Source organism: Cupriavidus sp. H39 (assembly GCF_050271075.1).
Classification (GTDB): domain Bacteria; phylum Pseudomonadota; class Gammaproteobacteria; order Burkholderiales; family Burkholderiaceae; genus Cupriavidus; species Cupriavidus necator_B.
Genome location: NZ_CP189848.1, coordinates 2,484,355 through 2,500,892, shown reverse-complemented (window position 1 = coordinate 2,500,892; position 16,538 = coordinate 2,484,355). Strand labels below are relative to the sequence as shown.

Annotated in this window: 13 protein-coding genes and 6 tRNA genes; 12 read left to right on the top strand and 7 right to left on the bottom strand. The window is 65.1% G+C overall.

All coding sequences use genetic code 11. From position 1 onward, the window contains the following. The first annotated feature begins 37 nt into the window (after positions 1 to 37). The 4 genes from ACOCMH_RS26910 (at position 38) to ACOCMH_RS26895 (ending at position 4,969) form a co-directional block, all read left to right on the top strand. Complete coding sequence (locus ACOCMH_RS26910) at positions 38 to 1,087, top strand: microcin C ABC transporter permease YejB (RefSeq protein WP_171517852.1); 1,050 nt, start codon at positions 38 to 40, stop codon at positions 1,085 to 1,087. Beyond that, positions 1,084 to 2,220 (top strand): ABC transporter permease, encoded by a 1,137-nt coding sequence (locus ACOCMH_RS26905; RefSeq protein WP_171517851.1) that lies wholly within the window; start codon positions 1,084 to 1,086, stop codon positions 2,218 to 2,220. Before ACOCMH_RS26910 ends, ACOCMH_RS26905 begins: the two co-directional genes overlap by 4 nt. Before the next feature lie 44 nt (positions 2,221 to 2,264). Further along, on the top strand, positions 2,265 to 3,878 hold the full coding sequence (locus ACOCMH_RS26900) for an ABC transporter ATP-binding protein (protein WP_427313374.1): 1,614 nt from the start codon (positions 2,265 to 2,267) through the stop codon (positions 3,876 to 3,878). A 410-nt stretch (positions 3,879 to 4,288) separates the two neighbouring features. Further along, positions 4,289 to 4,969, top strand: coding sequence for a C40 family peptidase (locus tag ACOCMH_RS26895; protein ID WP_427310183.1), 681 nt, complete (start codon positions 4,289 to 4,291; stop codon positions 4,967 to 4,969). A gap of 74 nt (positions 4,970 to 5,043) precedes the next feature. Here the strand turns inward: ACOCMH_RS26895 and ACOCMH_RS26890 are convergent, their stop codons facing one another. Next, the gene (locus tag ACOCMH_RS26890) at positions 5,044 to 5,970 is read right to left on the bottom strand and encodes a patatin-like phospholipase family protein (protein ID WP_427310181.1); all 927 of its coding nucleotides are present in this window, start codon (positions 5,968 to 5,970) and stop codon (positions 5,044 to 5,046) included. A gap of 247 nt (positions 5,971 to 6,217) precedes the next feature. Between ACOCMH_RS26890 and gltX the strand changes: the two genes are divergently transcribed. The 7 genes from gltX (at position 6,218) to ACOCMH_RS26855 (ending at position 8,852) form a co-directional block, all read left to right on the top strand. Next, a complete protein-coding gene (gene gltX, locus ACOCMH_RS26885; RefSeq protein WP_427310179.1) occupies positions 6,218 to 7,618 on the top strand; it encodes a glutamate--tRNA ligase in 1,401 nt (466 codons plus the stop codon). A 270-nt stretch (positions 7,619 to 7,888) separates the two neighbouring features. After that, positions 7,889 to 7,964 (top strand) — tRNA-Ala (locus tag ACOCMH_RS26880). Positions 7,965 to 8,030: 66 nt separating this feature from the next. After that, positions 8,031 to 8,106: transfer RNA gene (locus tag ACOCMH_RS26875), tRNA-Glu, on the top strand. Positions 8,107 to 8,175: 69 nt separating this feature from the next. Next, positions 8,176 to 8,252: transfer RNA gene (locus ACOCMH_RS26870), tRNA-Asp, on the top strand. A gap of 197 nt (positions 8,253 to 8,449) precedes the next feature. Further along, a tRNA-Ala gene (locus tag ACOCMH_RS26865) sits at positions 8,450 to 8,525 on the top strand. Between the two features lie 105 nt (positions 8,526 to 8,630). Beyond that, a tRNA-Glu gene (locus tag ACOCMH_RS26860) sits at positions 8,631 to 8,706 on the top strand. Between the two features lie 69 nt (positions 8,707 to 8,775). Then, a tRNA-Asp gene (locus tag ACOCMH_RS26855) sits at positions 8,776 to 8,852 on the top strand. Positions 8,853 to 9,074: 222 nt separating this feature from the next. Here ACOCMH_RS26855 and ACOCMH_RS26850 read toward each other — a convergent pair. From ACOCMH_RS26850 to trxA, 6 genes are all read right to left on the bottom strand, one after another. Then, on the bottom strand, positions 9,075 to 10,427 hold the full coding sequence (locus tag ACOCMH_RS26850; protein WP_427310177.1) for an MATE family efflux transporter: 1,353 nt from the start codon (positions 10,425 to 10,427) through the stop codon (positions 9,075 to 9,077). 119 nt (positions 10,428 to 10,546) lie between these two features. Beyond that, entirely contained in the window at positions 10,547 to 12,334 is a 1,788-nt protein-coding gene (locus ACOCMH_RS26845) for an ArnT family glycosyltransferase (RefSeq protein WP_427310175.1), read from the bottom strand. A 241-nt stretch (positions 12,335 to 12,575) separates the two neighbouring features. Beyond that, a complete protein-coding gene (locus ACOCMH_RS26840) occupies positions 12,576 to 12,836 on the bottom strand; it encodes a type B 50S ribosomal protein L31 (RefSeq protein WP_010814268.1) in 261 nt (86 codons plus the stop codon). A gap of 197 nt (positions 12,837 to 13,033) precedes the next feature. After that, entirely contained in the window at positions 13,034 to 13,885 is an 852-nt protein-coding gene (locus ACOCMH_RS26835; protein ID WP_427310172.1) for a M90 family metallopeptidase, read from the bottom strand. A gap of 75 nt (positions 13,886 to 13,960) precedes the next feature. Further along, a complete protein-coding gene (rho, locus tag ACOCMH_RS26830; protein WP_012353193.1) occupies positions 13,961 to 15,223 on the bottom strand; it encodes a transcription termination factor Rho in 1,263 nt (420 codons plus the stop codon). A 180-nt stretch (positions 15,224 to 15,403) separates the two neighbouring features. After that, a complete protein-coding gene (gene trxA, locus ACOCMH_RS26825) occupies positions 15,404 to 15,730 on the bottom strand; it encodes a thioredoxin TrxA (RefSeq protein WP_010814265.1) in 327 nt (108 codons plus the stop codon). A gap of 448 nt (positions 15,731 to 16,178) precedes the next feature. On the opposite strand from trxA, the gene ACOCMH_RS26820 reads away from it, so the two are divergent. After that, the gene (locus tag ACOCMH_RS26820) at positions 16,179 to 16,451 is read left to right on the top strand and encodes a hypothetical protein (protein ID WP_171517844.1); all 273 of its coding nucleotides are present in this window, start codon (positions 16,179 to 16,181) and stop codon (positions 16,449 to 16,451) included. The last annotated feature ends 87 nt before the right edge of the window (positions 16,452 to 16,538 follow it).

The window sequence follows — 16,538 nt, the reverse complement described above, 5'->3', positions numbered from 1 at the left end:
GACGCGTTCAGCGCGGACAAAGAAAGAGACGGCCCCCATGCTTGCCTATCTGCTTAAACGCATTTTGCTGATGATCCCGACGCTGGTCGGCGTCATCACGCTGACCTTCGTCGTGATCCAGTTCGTGCCGGGCGGCCCGGTCGAACAGATGATGATGGAACTGAAAGGGCGCGGCGGTGCTGGCGAAGCCAGCGGCGGCGGCGCCGAATACCGCGGGCGGCGCGGCGTCGACCCCGACAAGATCAAGGAGATCCAGGCCCTCTATGGCTTTGACAAGCCGCCGCTGGAGCGCTACTTGCTGATGCTCAAGCGCTTTGCGCAGTTCGACCTGGGGCAGAGCTATTTCCAGCACCGCAGCGTGTGGGAGCTGGTCAAGTCCAAGCTGCCGGTATCGGTCAGCCTGGGCTTGTGGACCTTTTTCCTGACCTACCTGATATCGGTGCCGCTCGGCATCTCCAAGGCGATCCGTGCGGGCAGCCGCTTCGATGTGGTGACCAGCATCATCGTGCTGGTGGGCTATGCCATTCCCGGCTTCGTGCTGGGGGTGCTGCTGCTGGTGCTGTTCGGCGGCGGCACCTTCGTGCAGTGGTTCCCGCTGCGCGGGCTGACCTCGGACAACTGGGAGCAGCTGTCGCTGATGGGCAAGGTGATGGACTACCTGTGGCACCTGGTGCTGCCGATCACGGCGTCGGTGGTGGGCAGTTTCGCGGTCGTGACCATGCTGACCAAGAACGCCTTCCTCGAGGAAATCCGCAAGCAGTACGTGCTGACCGCGCGCGCCAAGGGCCTGGGCGAGCGCCGCGTGCTGTGGAAGCATGTGTTCCGCAATGCCCTGATCCCGCTGGTGACCGGCTTCCCGGCGGCCTTCATCGGCGCGTTCTTTACCGGTTCGCTGCTGATCGAGACGCTGTTCTCGCTGGACGGCCTGGGCCTGTTGTCGTATGAGGCAGTGCTGCGCCGCGACTATCCGGTGGTGCTGGGCACGCTCTACCTGTTCACGCTGATCGGGCTGGTCACGCGCCTGATCTCCGATGTCTGCTACGTGCTGGTGGATCCGCGCATCCATTTCGAGGGCCTGCACCGATGAAAACGTTCTCGCACGCGGCGCCCGACGGCCTGCCGCATTCGCCTTCGCCGCGCCAGCGCGCCTGGCAGCGTTTCCGCCGCAACCGGCGCGGCTACTGGAGCCTGGTGATCTTTGTCGCCATCTTTGTGCTCAGCCTTGGCGCCGAACTGCTGTCGAGCAACCGGCCGCTGGTGGTGCACTACAAGGGCGAATGGTATTTCCCCATCGTCAAGGTCTATCCCGAAACCACCTTCGACGGCGATTTCGCCACGCCCGCCGACTACCTGGACCCGTATATCCGCGACCGCATCACCACCAACGGCAATTTCGCGGTGTTTCCGCTGAACCAGTATTCGTACGACTCGCTCAACTATTTCGCCAAGGAGCCCAACCCGGCGCCGCCTTCGGCGGAGAACTGGCTGGGCACCGACGACCGTGGCCGCGACGTGCTGGCGCGGCTGCTGTATGGCTTCCGCGTGTCGGTGCTGTTCGCGCTGGCGCTGACCGTGATCGGGGTGCTGGTCGGCACGCTGACCGGGGCGCTGATGGGGTTTTTCGGCGGGCGCTTCGACCTGTTCTCGCAACGCGCCATCGAAATCTGGAGCTCGATGCCCGAGCTATACCTGCTGATCATCTTCGCCTCGATCTTCGAGCCCAGCCTGGCGCTGCTGATCATCCTGCTGTCGCTGTTCGGCTGGATGGGGTTGTCCGACTACGTGCGCGCCGAGTTCTACCGCAACCGCTCGCTCGACTACGTCAAGGCCGCGCGCGCGCTGGGACTGTCCAACGTGCAGATCATGTGGCGCCATATCCTGCCCAACAGCCTGACACCAGTGATTACCTTTTTACCGTTCCGCATGAGCGCGGCGATCCTGGCGCTGACCAGCCTGGACTTCCTCGGCCTGGGCGTGCCGCCGACCACGCCGAGCCTGGGCGAGCTGCTGGCGCAGGGCAAGGCCAATCTCGATGCGTGGTGGATCTCGCTGTCGACCTTCGCGGTGCTGGTGGTCACGCTGCTGCTGCTGACGTTCATGGGCGATGCACTGCGCGATGCCTTCGATACCCGCCTGGGGCTGGCCGCGCTGCGCGGCCGCGTCGAGCCCAAGGTCCCGGCGGGCGCGCCCACCGGGGCGGCCCCGGAGGCCATGCCATGACCGCGGTGTCTCCTGTGATCGTGCCAGACGTGGCGCCGGCGCCGATGCCCGCGCCCGGGTCCACGCTGATCTGCGTGGACAAGCTGTCCGTTACCTTCGGCCATGGCGAGCATGCCACCCGCGCCGTGCGCGAAGTCAGCTTCGACCTGCGTGCGGGCGAGCGCTATGCGCTGGTGGGCGAGTCGGGCTCGGGCAAGACCGTGACGGCGCTGGCCATGCTGCGGCTGGTGGAAGACGCCTACTACGACGGCGCGGTCCGCTTCGAGGGCAAGAACCTGCTGGAGGTATCCGATCGCGAGATGCGCGGCATCCGCGGCGCCGAGATCGCGATGATCTTCCAGGAGCCGATGACCGCGCTCAACCCGCTGTACACCATCGGCAACCAGATCGTCGAAACCCTGGCGCTGCACGAGGGCCTGGACCGGCGCGCGGCGCGCGAGCGGGCGATCGCGCTGCTCGAGCGCACCGGCATCAGCGATGCCGCGCACCGATTCGACAGTTTCCCGCACCAGCTCTCGGGCGGCCAGCGCCAGCGCGCCATGATCGCCATGGCGCTGGCGTGCCGGCCCAAGCTGCTGCTGGCCGATGAACCGACCACGGCGCTGGACGTGACCATCCGCGCGCAGATCCTCGACTTGCTGCGCGACCTGCAGGCCGAGTTCGGCATGGCGGTGATGCTGATCACCCATGACCTCAACCTGGTGCGCGCGTTCGCGCAGCGCGTGGGCGTGATGGAGAAGGGCGTGCTGGTGGAGACCGGCGAGACCGCCAAGGTGTTCGCCGCGCCCCAGCATCCCTATACCCGCAAGCTGATCGACAGCCGCCCGCGGCGCGAGGTGCTGCCGCTGGTGCCACTGGCGCCGGTGCTGCTGGAAGCGCGCAAGCTCGGCGTCAATTACGCGCGCAAGCGCCGCGGCCTGGCCGGATGGTTCGGCAAGGACCAGCTCGCGGCGGTCAAGGACGTCGATTTTCAGTTGCGCGAGGGCGAGACCCTCGGCATCGTGGGCGAATCCGGCTCGGGCAAGACCACGCTGGCGCATACCGTGCTGGCGCTGCAGCGCAAGAGTGCGGGCACCATCCATTTCCTGGGCCGCAGCTTCGACACCGCCACGCGCGACGACCGCCGCCAATTGCGCGCGCGCATGCAGGTGGTGTTCCAGGATCCGTTCGGATCGCTGGCGCCGCGCATGACCATCGAGCAGATCGTCGGCGAAGGCCTGGCGCTGCACCAGCCCGGACTGTCGCGCGAGGCGACGCGCCAGCGCGTGATCGAGGCGCTGCGCGAGGTCGGCCTGGACCGTACCGCGCTGGGCCGCTATCCGCATGAGTTCTCCGGCGGACAGCGCCAGCGCATTGCCATCGCCCGCGTGCTGATCCTCAAGCCGCAGATACTGGTGCTGGACGAGCCGACCTCGGCGCTGGACGTGTCGATCCAGCAGCAGGTGCTGGCGCTGCTGTCCCAGCTGCAGCACAAGTACAACCTCAGCTACCTGTTTATCAGCCATGACCTGGCGGTGATCCGCGCCATGGCGCACCGGGTCATCGTGATGAAGGCGGGCGAGGTGGTCGAGGCCGGCGAAACTGAAATGGTGCTGGGCGCACCGCAACATCCCTACACTCGCAAGCTGATGGCGGCGGCGCAGGTCGGGGCAGCCTGAGCGGGCGTGCTTTTCCATTGCGATGCGTCGACGCCGCCGCGGCGGTGGGGCTAGCATCGAACCATGGGATTAATCCAATAAAGAAGGTGCGAAAACCGGTCTATATCGTTGATTAGGAAGCCAAATCCCGCGAATTTGTAACGAACTTTGACATGTGAATGACAACCCTTTACCATCCCGCCAGAACTAGTTTTGGGGGTGGTCCGTCCGGCGCATTTGTGCACTTCATGCACGATTGCGGTGCGGCAGCAGGCGCGCCTTCCTGGCGCGGAGCTTGCAAAGGGTTTGCCCCGGTAGTTCACACGATGATCGTCCGACGTCACTGAAAACGTTCGCGCGACATCCACCCATACCCAGCCGCCCCGGACCTTGTGCCGGGGCTTGCTTTGGAACGATCAACAGGAGAACCAATGCAGCGATCGGTGCTTCATTCCCTGGCGCACGCCGCCGTCGGATTTGCCATTGCCTGCGGTGCGACTGTGTCGAATGGAGTGCTGGCGGATACGGTATTCAAGGATGCCGACACCCGTATCGAGTCCGCGGCCCAGGCCGCGGACTCGCATCCGGAAGGCAAGCGCGGCTTGCTGTCGTCGATGGTGAATTCCACCAGCAACGTTGCCAGCAAGGCTGGCGACCTGGTCATGAATGCACTGGGCCTGATCGGCGTGCGTTACCGCTTCGGCGGCAACACGCCCGAATCCGGCCTGGACTGCAGCGGCTTCGTTCGCTACGTGTTCCAGGACACCTTCGGCTTCATGTTGCCGCGCCGCTCTGTCGAAATCAGCCGCGTCGGCACCACCGTGGCGACCAGCGACCTGCGTCCGGGCGACCTGGTGTTCTTCAACACCATGCGCCAGACCTTCTCGCATGTCGGCATCTATATCGGCGACAACAAGTTCGTGCATGCGCCGTCCACCGGCAGCAAGATCCGCGTCGACGACATGCGCGCGGCCTATTGGGTGACCCGCTACAACGGTGCGCGCCGCATCGATGACGGCAAGGAGCACAGCGCCGAGGGTCTTGGCGACATGGTCGAGACGCTCAAGCGCTACGACCCCAAAGCCGGCCGCGCGTCGATGTACGGCGGCTGAGGACTGGCGCCGCTGTAATCAAAAAGGACTGCTGCCGCAGTCCTTTTTGTTTTGCCGAAGCAGCGTCGGCGCGGCTACTGCGTCGCGACCTTGCCGGCCGGCGCCAGCCGGGCCTGCTCCAGACGCTGCCGCAGCGTTGCCATGACTGCCGCGGTCGCCTGTTCGCCCGCCAGCACGGCGCGGTTGCGCGCGTTGAAATCGCTGCCGCCCATGTCGGGCAGTTCGGGCCGGATCACCACGTCGGCGCGCGCCAGCGCCATCTTGTTGATGGACTGGCCCATGATTGCCGTGGTCTGCAGCAGCACGCCGCTTTGGCCAGCGTTCTTCTGCGCCGACGGGTCGGCCGAGATATTGACCGCGATGACAAAGTCCGCACCCATGCTGCGCGCCGAATCCACCGGCACCGGCTCGACCAGGCCCCCGTCGACATAGTCATGCCCCTGGATCGACACCGGCTGGAACACGCCCGGCACGCTGCTCGAGGCGCGCACGGCCTGTCCCGTGTTGCCGCGGCGGAACAGGATCTTTTCGCCGCTCTTGAGGTCGGTGGCGACGATGCCCAACGGCAGCTTCATGGCCTCGATGGTGCGGTTCTGCACCAGCCGGTTGATGTAGTTCTGCAGCGCCTCGCCCTTGAGCCAGCCGCCGAAGCGGGTGCCGAACGGCAGCGCCCAGTCGGCGATCGCGGCTTCGTCCATGGTCAGTGCCAGCTTGTTCAGCTGGAAGCCATCGAGGCCGCTGGCGTACAGCGCCGCCACAACCGCGCCGGCGCTGGTGCCGGTGACGAGGTCGGCGTGGATGCCCTGCGCCTCGAGCGCCTTGATCACGCCGATATGGGCAAAGCCGCGCGCCGCGCCGCCACCGAGGGCCAGGCCGATCTTGATGGGGCGCGGGACGGCCGGCGAGGGCGTGGCCGCGGCCGGCGGCGCGGGGCGCGGGCCGAAGGCGCAGCCCGCCAGCAGGGCGGCGGCGGGAATGCCGAGAAAATGACGTCGTTGCATGCAGTGGGGATGGGTAGCAAGGTGGGGCCGGCGGAGGCGATGTGATGCGCGCGTTTCTCTGTCAAGGTTCGCATCGTCGGCCACACCTCAGACCGGCGCAAGCATAAATGATTCCGCACGGAGCCGGTGCGCGCAGCGGGGATGAGGGGGGCAGGGGTGTTGCAATACGCGTTGGTATAATGCAGGGCCCGCACATACACCAGCCCGCGCGCCGCCGCGCGCGGGCTTTCTTGTTTTTCCCCAGACCATGACCCAACGCGTCCGCACCCGCTTTGCGCCGAGCCCGACCGGTTTCATCCATCTCGGCAACATCCGCTCCGCGCTCTATCCCTGGGCCTTCGCCCGCCGCATGCAGGGCGATTTCATCCTGCGCATCGAGGATACCGACGTCGAGCGCTCGTCGCAGGAAGCCGTCGACGTGATCCTCGAAAGCATGGCCTGGCTGGAGCTGGATATCGACGAAGGGCCGTTCTACCAGATGCAGCGCATGGACCGCTATCGCGCGGTGGTGGCGCAGATGGTCGAGGCCGGACTGGCCTACCGTTGCTACATGAGCACGGCAGAGCTGGATGCGCTGCGCGAAGCCCAGCGCGAGCGCGGCGAAAAGCCGCGCTACAACGGCTTCTGGCGACCGGAGCCGGGCAAGGTGCTGCCCGAACCGCCGGCCGGCGTGGATCCGGTGATCCGCTTCAAGAACCCCATCGGCGGCAGTGTGGTGTGGGACGACGCGGTCAAGGGCCGCATCGAGATTTCCAACGACGAGCTCGACGACCTCGTGATCGCGCGCCCCGACGGCACGCCCACCTACAACTTCTGCGTGGTGGTTGACGATCTCGACATGAAGATCACGCACGTGATCCGCGGCGACGACCACGTCAACAACACGCCGCGACAGATCAATATCATCCGCGCGCTGGGCGGCACGCCGCCGGTCTATGCCCACCTGCCGACCGTGCTCAACGAGCAGGGCGAGAAGATGAGCAAGCGCCATGGCGCGATGAGCGTGACCGGCTATCGCGACGAGGGCTATCTGCCCGAGGCCGTGCTGAACTACCTGGCGCGCCTGGGCTGGGCCCACGGCGACGCCGAGATCTTCACGCGCGAGCAGTTTGTCGAATGGTTCGACCTGGAACACCTGGGCAAGTCGCCCGCCCAGTACAACCCCGAAAAGCTGGCCTGGCTCAACAACCACTACATCAAGGTCGGTGACAACCAGCGCCTGGCGACGCTGACGCAGCCCTTTATCGAGGCGCTTGGCGGCAAGGTCGAAGGGGCAGACCTGGTCGGCGTGATTGCGCTGGTGAAGGATCGTGCCAACACGCTGAAGGAAGTCGCGCAGGCCGCGCTGCTGTTTTACCGCGGTGAGCCGCAGCCCGACGCCGCGCTCAAGGCGGAACACCTGACCCCGGACATCCAGCCGGCGCTGGCGGCCCTGTCGGCACAACTGGCTGCGCTGCCGGCGTGGACGCGCGAGGGCATCAGCGCCACCTTCAAGGCCGTGCTGGCCGAATTTGGGCTGAAGATGCCCAGGCTGGCCATGCCGGTGCGCCTGCTGGTGGCGGGCCAGCTGCAGACGCCGAGCATCGACGCGGTACTGGAGCTGTTCGGCCGTGACACAGTGCTGCGCCGCCTCGCCGCCGCTGCCTGAAAAGGCGCAAAAAAATCGGCGCCGGGGCTTGCGCTTCGGCGCGGACTTGCGCATAATCTCGTTCTCCCTGCAGCGCGGTCAACGACCAAGCGGGCCGGCGGATCCGCAAGGATCCTCGTCTTCTCTGAGCGGATTATTAAAGCGCAGAGCCGGCGAAAAAAGCTGAAACGGGAACTTGCAAAGATTAATGATTGATATATAATCTTGGCTTCGCTTGAAACGGTAGTTAATTCAAGCGATGCGGCAAGTGGCAGTAAATGGCAGTACCATGGGGCTATAGCTCAGCTGGGAGAGCGCTTGCATGGCATGCAAGAGGTCAGCGGTTCGATCCCGCTTAGCTCCACCAAGATTCAGGCGCCAGCCACGCAATATCGGTTGGTGCCAGACGGAACGTGTTGAAAGACAAGTTTCTGTCCCCTTCGTCTAGAGGCCTAGGACATCACCCTTTCACGGTGAGTACAGGGGTTCGAATCCCCTAGGGGACGCCATAACAGCAGGACGTAATCAAACGTCCAGCATGTCGACTCAGGCATCAGCCGGAGTTGGCAGCCGACTAAGGAGTGGTAGTTCAGTCGGTTAGAATACCGGCCTGTCACGCCGGGGGTCGCGGGTTCGAGTCCCGTCCACTCCGCCAAAACTAAACCCGCATGGTGTATCCACCATGCGGGTTTTTCTTTTGGGTGAGACATTATGTTGCGAATCGCGGTAAATGCAATAAAATATGTTGCATTCGTTGTGAAAATCGCTATATAATTTTCTCTTCGCTGCAAACGCTGCACCAGCGGCGGCAGTAGCAAGAATCCAGCAGTAACCGTCCAGGGTATCGGATACGGGGCTATAGCTCAGCTGGGAGAGCGCTTGCATGGCATGCAAGAGGTCAGCGGTTCGATCCCGCTTAGCTCCACCAGAATTTGGGAAGCGTCTGAAAAGAGGCTTCCCAAGCGCGAAAAAGCCTGCTATGATGGCGGACTTTCCAGCGCAAGACAGAAAACGCGTTGAAGAACAAGTTTCTGTCCCCTTCGTCTAGAGGCCTAGGACATCACCCTTTCACGGTGAGTACAGGGGTTCGAATCCCCTAGGGGACGCCATAACAGCAGGGCGTAATCAAACGTCCAGCATGTCGACTCAGGTATCAGCCAGAGTTGGCAGCCGACTAAGGAGTGGTAGTTCAGTCGGTTAGAATACCGGCCTGTCACGCCGGGGGTCGCGGGTTCGAGTCCCGTCCACTCCGCCAATTTAAAAGCCCGCGCAAGCGGGCTTTTTTCTTTTCTACGGAGTGGAGCGAGCCGCCTGCGCGGCTCGCGGCGGGACGAGAAGGGCTGCGCCTGCAGGCGCAGCAGCGGCCTGCGGCACGTAGGCGAGTCCCGTCCACTCCGCCAATTCAAAAGCCCGCGCAAGCGGGCTTTTTCTTTTTCGGTCGTCGAATCGGGCCCGCCATTGTGGTCGGCCCATCTGATTAATTCTCCTGCCCCTTGCTGACCCGGCTGAAATACCGCACCAGCAGCAGCCCTGCAATGGCCAGGCTGATGCTGTTGGCCAGCCAGAAGCCGCTCGCGCCATGCGTGAAGGCCGGCATGTCGTCGATCAATCCAAAACCCAGCACGTACCCTCCGCCCAGGCCGATGCCCCAGAGCGAGCCCGCGTAAATCACCGTCGGGATCAGCGCGATCTTGTATGCGCGCAGGATAAAGGCCGTCATCACCTGCACCGCGTCGAAGGCCTGGTAGAACGCCACGAACAGCACCAGCGGCAGCGCGGCAGCGACCACCGCGGGGTCGCTGGCATAGGCGTCCAGCACCGGCTTGCGCAGCAGCCACAGCAGGGCGCCGGTCAGCACGGCCAGCACCACCGCCATGCGGATGCCGCGCCAGGCGAGGCGGCTGGCGCCGGCCCGGTCGCGCGCGCCGAGATGCTGTGCCACCAGCGTCGAGGTGGCAATGCCCAGCGACAGCGGCAGCATGTAGGCCACCGCCCCGAGGTTGGCGATGATCTGGTGACCGGCGAGCGTCACCGTGCCCAGGCGCGTGATGAAGATCGACATCAGCGTGAACGAGGTGATCTCGATCAGGTAGGTCAGCCCCATTGGCACGCCCAGTCGCAGCAGCGCGCGCAGCGGCGCGGCGGCGGGCCAGCTCCAGGTGTCGAAGATGCGCAGCGCATGATAGGCGCTGCCATAGCGCAGGATCAGCACCCCGGCGATGCACCAGGCCCAGCTGATCAGTGTCGACGCCAGGCCGCAGCCAGGACCGCCCATCGCCGGCACGCCCAGCCCGCCGTGGATGAACCAGGCGTTGAGCGGCACCTTCAGTGCCAGCCCGCCGACCTGCAGCATCGTTACCATGATCGGCCGGGACAGCGCATTGTTCAGCGCCGAATAGATGCGGAAGGCCAGTGCCGCCGGCAAGCCGAAGGCGCCGAAATGCAGGTAGGCGGTGGCCTTCTCGACCAGCTCCGGCGGGGCCTTGGCGAAGGCCAGCAGCGGGCCGGGAAACGCCAGCAGCAGCACGCCGGGCAGCGCCAGTGCCGCGCCCAGCCAGGCGGCCTGCCGGACTTCCGCACCGATGGCCTCGAGGCGGCCGGCGCCATAGAGCTGGCCGGCGATGGGCGACAGCGCCTGCAGCACGCCCATCAGGCTGATATAGATCGTCACGTAGATCGATCCGCCCAGCCCGACGGCGGCGAGGTCGGTGGCGGACGCGCGTCCGGCCATCACGGTATCGATCACGCCGAAGGCGATCACGGCGAGTTGCCCGGCCAGCACGGGGGCGGCCAGGCTGGCAATGCGGCGAAGGTCTTGGAACAGTGTCATTCAGAGCTCTGCAGGGGGCGGGCTGGAAGTCCAGCCCCGCAGCCGCCTGCGGCCGGAATGGTTCGTGGGCGCGTCAGGCGCTGCGGCGTATCGGGGCGCTATCGACGGACAGGGCTCGCTCAGGGCTGGCGCGGCAGTCGGCGTCGCGGCAGGTCGGGGTGCGGGTGGACCGCGCGCGCGGTATCGACCAGGCGATACATGCGGAAGCGCTCGTCGCGGTCGGCCGGGCGCCGGCCTTCCCAGATCAGCCGCCACTCGAAGTGCGAGATATTGCCCGGCTCGCCGTAGTCGACCGCATCGTGGCGCAGCAGCACGTCGCAGCCGTCGTTGGGTCCGCCAAAGCGAATATGGCCGAAGTAGGCGAACGATGCCAGCTGCGCATCGCCCATGCGGATCGGCTGCACGCACTGGTAGGCCGGCGGCAGCGCCATCGACGCCGCCTGGGCCACGTCGCGATAGGTCTTGCCGTAATTGATCGAGGGCAGCCACAGCGTCATCGCCATGACCCACATCAGGGTAGTGCCGGCCGCGGAGATCACCACCGGGCGCCAGATCTGCTTGGGCGCGCGCGACAGCCGCCAGCGCACGATCAATACCCACGCCACCGTCGCCGCCAGCGCAAACACCACTGCGGCGATGGTGAACTCATGCTGGTAGCCCGGCAGCTGGCGGAACACGTTGCGCGCGATGCGCGGCGGCCAGCCGGTGGTCTTGGCGATCCACATGAACCAGACCGTGCCGCCGAAGATGGTGAAGAACAGCAGCGCGAACCAGTCGATGGCATTGATCACGCCGCGCGCCAGCGTCGGCAACGCAAACGCCGCCAGCACCGCCATCGGCGGCAGCAGCAGGATGAACTGCACGTCGCCGGCACTGCGTTGCAGGAACAGCAGGATCAGCACCGGCAGCAGCAACGCCAGCGGAGCGGCCACGTGGGGCGCACGGCGCATGCCGGTCCAGGCGATCCAGGCCCAGCCCGCGATCGGCCACACCGGCCAGGTGTACAGGAACAGGTTGCGCATGTTGAAGCCGAAGGTCGCCATATTCGGCGAGCCATAGCTGCGGCGGTCATAGCGCGACCATTCGCGGATAAATGCCACGGCCTCGTCACGGTCGGCCGCGCCGAAGTACGCCGCGGCCAGCCATGCCGTCACGATCAGCAGCGCCAGCGGAATGCCGATGGCGGCCAGGCGCCGCCATGGCAGCGGCTTGCACACCAGTGCGCAGGTCGCCGTGCCCAGCGCCAGCGCCAGTGCCAGCAGCGGGCCGCTGGCCAGCGCCAGGCCGCCCAGCGCGGCGCCATAGATCAGGCTGCCCTGGGTGGGCTTGTCGAGGCTGCGCACCATGCCGTACAGCGCCAGCGCGATAAACGCGACCTGGCCGACCTGCGGCGTGGTCTCGTGCCCGCGCATGGCCAGGCCCACGCAGGCCAGGAAGATCAGCAGCGCGCCGTCGGCCAGCGTGCGGCCGTAATCGCGCGCATTGGGCTGGCCGCCGAAGGCATAGGCAAAGGGCTGGACTTCATCGCGCCGGCCCAGCAGGTAGGTGGTGTACCAGATGCAGGCGCAGGTCGAGAAGAAGAACAGCGCCGTCGCCAGCCGCGCCGCGTCGGTCGCGCCCAGCCAGCCGCCGAAACCGCGAATCATCATCGCGCCGACCCAGAACACCAGCGGGCCGTCCTCGCTGTACGGGCGGCCGGCGATGTTCGGCATCAGCCAGTCGTGCATGCTGCCGGTGGCTAGCTGCCACATCACACCGAAGCCCGCGGCGTCCTCGTTCTTCCACGGGTCGCGCCCGAACAGGCCGACCAGGCCGTAGATGATGCAGATGGCCAGCAGCAGCGCGCGCGGCAGGGCGCCGGTGGCGGCTGCGGTCAACTGGACGGGGGAGGTGTTGGCTTGACGCATCGATGCTCAGGTCGGGCCGTGGCGCCATGGCGCGAAGGCCACAGTATCGCGCATGCGGCGGCCGCATGGCCGTGGCATGGCGTGGAAGCCTCACGGAACGTGGGGGTAAATCCAAATGACGGGCAGTACCGGCCGCTAGCGCCGGCACAAAAGCAAAGAGGCAGCCGATGCTGCCTCTTTGCTGGTTCGCGCGCTCCCGGAACTGGTCCGCGGCATGCGCGCAGCGGGGTCGCTAACGCGATTACTTCGCAGCCTTGCCCAGCTTGTTGCCGAACTTCTGGCGGAACTTTTCCACGCGGCCGGCGGTGTCCATGATCTTCTGGGTGCCGGTGTAGAACGGGTGCGATTCCGACGAGACTTCGATCTTGGCCAGCGGATATTCCTTGCCGTCCTTCACGATCTTGTCCTTGGTCTGGATGGTCGAGCGCGTGATGAAGCTGAAGTCGCTGGACATGTCCTGGAACACGACTTCGCGGTAATTCGGGTGAATGCCTTCTTTCATGATGAGTCCTTTCTGGTTAGGTAGCCAGTCCGTTGCAATCCGCAGTTCTCCGTCAGAATGAGAAGGCATGGCGCGGCGCCGAACGAACCACTTGCCGATTACGGGCAAACCGGGATTATGGCAGAAAAACAAATACTTGGGGAAGGGCGCAAGCGCATCGGCCCGATAAAGTGTTGCGCCGGAAAGCGGCGCTTATCTCACATCGCGGCCGGATCTTGCCGATAGAAGGCCGACAACGACTGGTAGACCATGGGCCAATGCCGTGCCAGTCCTGCGGGCTCGACAAAAAATGCTTCCGACGTCACGGCAAAGAACTCGCTGGGCGCCTCGCTGCCGTACGGGTCGATGATGCGCAGTGCCGCGGGCAGGCGCTCCGGATGCTCCCAGTCGGCCTCGTCGCGCGCGTCCCAGGCTTCAGCGAAGCGATCGTACTCACTCAGGAAGGTCTCGGCCCAGGCTTCGGCGTCGACATCCGGATGCAGCACGCGCGAGAACGCGGGCACGCCGTCGGGTTCGCCGTCGAGCATGTCGAGCTTGTGGGCAAATTCGTGGATGACCACGTTGTAGGTGTCCGCCGGCAGTTCATGGTCGCTGTCGACGCCCGCGCCCGGGCTGCGCACGTCGGGCCAGGACAGGATTACCGGACCATGCTCCCACGCTTCGCCGCTGGCTTCCTCGACCACGCCGTGGACCAGGCCGATCTCGTCCTGCACGGTTCGCCGGATGATGAACTCGCCCGGGTACAGCACGATGCCATGCCAGCCGCGGTACCACGGCAGTCCCAGTTTCAGGATCGGCACGCAGGCCTGCACCGCCACGCTCACCACCATGTCGTCGGCCAGCGGCAAGTCATGCGCGGTGGAGTATTCCTTCTCGGCGATGAACAGTGTGGCCAGCTCGCGCAGCGCCGCCAGGTCGGCGCTGCCGTAGCGCTGCACGAAGGGCAGCGTGGCCACGGTGCGCGACCATAGCGCGTCGGGGATGGCGTAGTGTTCTAGCTTGCGGGCGCGCGAGCGCGAGCGCAGGAAGGTGGTCAGTTTGCCGAGCATGACATCGTCAAAAACAAAAAAAGGCGTGCCGCGGCACGCCTTCCTGTCTGCGTTGCGGCACGGCCGCAGCAAGGCTTAGCCGCCTCGGCGCATCATATCGAAAAACTCTGCGTTGTTCTTGGTGGCCTTCATCTTGTCCATGATGAATTCCATCGCCTGCACTTCGTCCATGTCGGAGATGAACTTGCGCAGCACCCAGATCTTCTGCAGGATATCCGGCTTGATCAGCAGCTCTTCGCGGCGCGTGCCGGACTTGTTCAGGTTGATCGACGGATAGACGCGCTTTTCGGCGAGGCGGCGTTCCAGGTGCACTTCCATGTTGCCGGTGCCCTTGAACTCTTCGTAGATCACGTCGTCCATGCGGCTGCCGGTTTCGATCAGCGCGGTGGCGATGATGGTCAGCGAGCCGCCTTCTTCCAGGTTGCGCGCGGCGCCGAAGAAGCGCTTCGGACGCTGCAGCGCGTTGGCGTCGACGCCGCCGGTCAGCACCTTGCCCGACGCCGGCACCACGGTGTTGTAGGCGCGCGCCAGGCGGGTGATGGAGTCCAGCAGGATCACCACGTCGCGCTTCAGCTCGACCAGGCGCTTGGCTTTCTCGATCACCATTTCGGCGACCTGCACGTGGCGGATGGCCGGTTCGTCGAAGGTGGAGGCGACCACTTCGCCGCGCACCGAGCGCTGCATCTCGGTCACTTCTTCCGGGCGTTCGTCGATCAGCAGCACGAACAGGTCGGCTTCCGGATGATTGTTGGCGATCGCGTGTGCAATGTGTTGCAGCATCACGGTCTTGCCCGACTTGGGCGACGCCACCAGCAGCGCGCGCTGGCCGCGGCCGATCGGCGCGATCATGTCGATGATGCGGCCGGTGATGTTTTCTTCGGCCTTGATGTCGCGTTCGAGCGTGAGCGGCCGGTTCGGGTGCAGCGGCGTCAGGTTCTCGAACATGATGCGGTTCTTGACCGCTTCAGGGGCCTGGCCGTTGACCTTGTCCACCTTGACCAGCGCGAAATAGCGCTCGCCGTCCTTGGGCGTGCGCACCTCGCCTTCGATCGAATCGCCGGTGTGCAGGTTGAAGCGACGGATCTGCGACGGGCTGATGTAGATGTCGTCCGTGCTGGCCAGGTAGGAGGTCTCGGGCGAGCGCAGGAAACCGAAGCCGTCAGGCAGAACTTCCAGCGTGCCGTCTCCGTAGATGGTTTCGCCCATCTTGGCGCGCTTCTTCAGGATCGCAAACATCAGTTCCTGTTTGCGCATCCGTTGTGCGTTGTCGATCTCGAGCGTAGCCGCCATTTCGAGAAGCGCAGACACGTGAAGCGATTTGAGTTCTGTCAGGTGCATAGACGAGGGGTACAGATGGGCCCGGACGGGCGAGACCTAAAGGAAGGGGGAGAAAATGAGCGAACGCTCGGGGAGTTGTTGGTGGCATCTTAGCACAATCCGACCGGCGCGCCAGGGTGTGGCGCACGCACGTCGGATCGTGACGAAACCGGGACCGTGGTTCGGGTCCCGGCGCGCAGCTTACAGGTTGCCGTCGAGGAAGGCGGTCAGTTGCGACTTGGACAACGCGCCGACCTTCTGGGCCGCGACCGCGCCGTTCTTGAACAGGATCAGCGTGGGGATGCCGCGGATGCCGAACTTGGCCGGCACCTGCTGGTTTTCATCGACGTTGATCTTGGCGATCTGCAGCTTGTCACCGTAGTCCTTGGCGACTTCATCCAGGATCGGCGCGATCATCTTGCAGGGGCCGCACCATTCCGCCCAGAAATCGAGCAGGACGGGCTTGTCGGACTGGAGGACGTCAGCGTCGAACGAGGCGTCGCTCACATACTTGATTTGTTCGCTCATGGCGGAAAACCTCTGGTTTCGCTCTGTTTATGTTGAAGGCTGGACGGCCGAGCCGTTACCTTACACGAGATTGCGCGGACCCGTCGGGCCGCCCCTTCAGCCTGAAGCAGGCGGTAGAGGCCGCTACCGCGCCCGGTGCTGTCGATATGTTACCAGTTTGCCGATTTTCAAGACCGGCCGCCGGCACCCGCGGCAGCAGGGCTCGCAAGCAATGCCGTTATTCTGGTGCAAAGGTTTAATTCATTGAAATGCTTATTTTCAATGGCGGCGAGAGATTTGCCCAATGGCGGCGGCCGGGTAGAGCGGGTGTCATAGAATGCACTTGTGCACGCCGCCGTGCCAGATGCGTACAGCGCGCGCGTAGAATAGAAGCGGTTCGCACGGCGCCCGGTGGGCGTCTCGCGGGCACCATTCCCATGCACCCTGCGCCCCTGACTAGGTCATCGACATGAACACCGATCCCCACAAGCCTTCGCAGCCCGAGCCCGGCCAGGCGCCGGACGTCGACCACCTGAGCGATGCGCTGGACCATATCAGCAGCGCCGTGGAGACCAACAGCATCGCCAGCGGCGCCGCCCGCGGGCTGGTCTACAGCATTATTGAAACGCTTGGCACCCTGGTCGGCGACCCGGACTTGCCCGAACATGCGCGCTCGGGTTACGAGGGCCTGCTCGAAACCGCGCGCGAGATCCGCGCCCGCCTGGAAGGCGGATCTGACTGAAGCGGCGCAGTCTGCCCCCGTACCGCGATGCCCCGCTGGCGGCCATGCCGGCTGGTGGGGCTCTGCCTTTGTTGCCTTCCGTTGTTA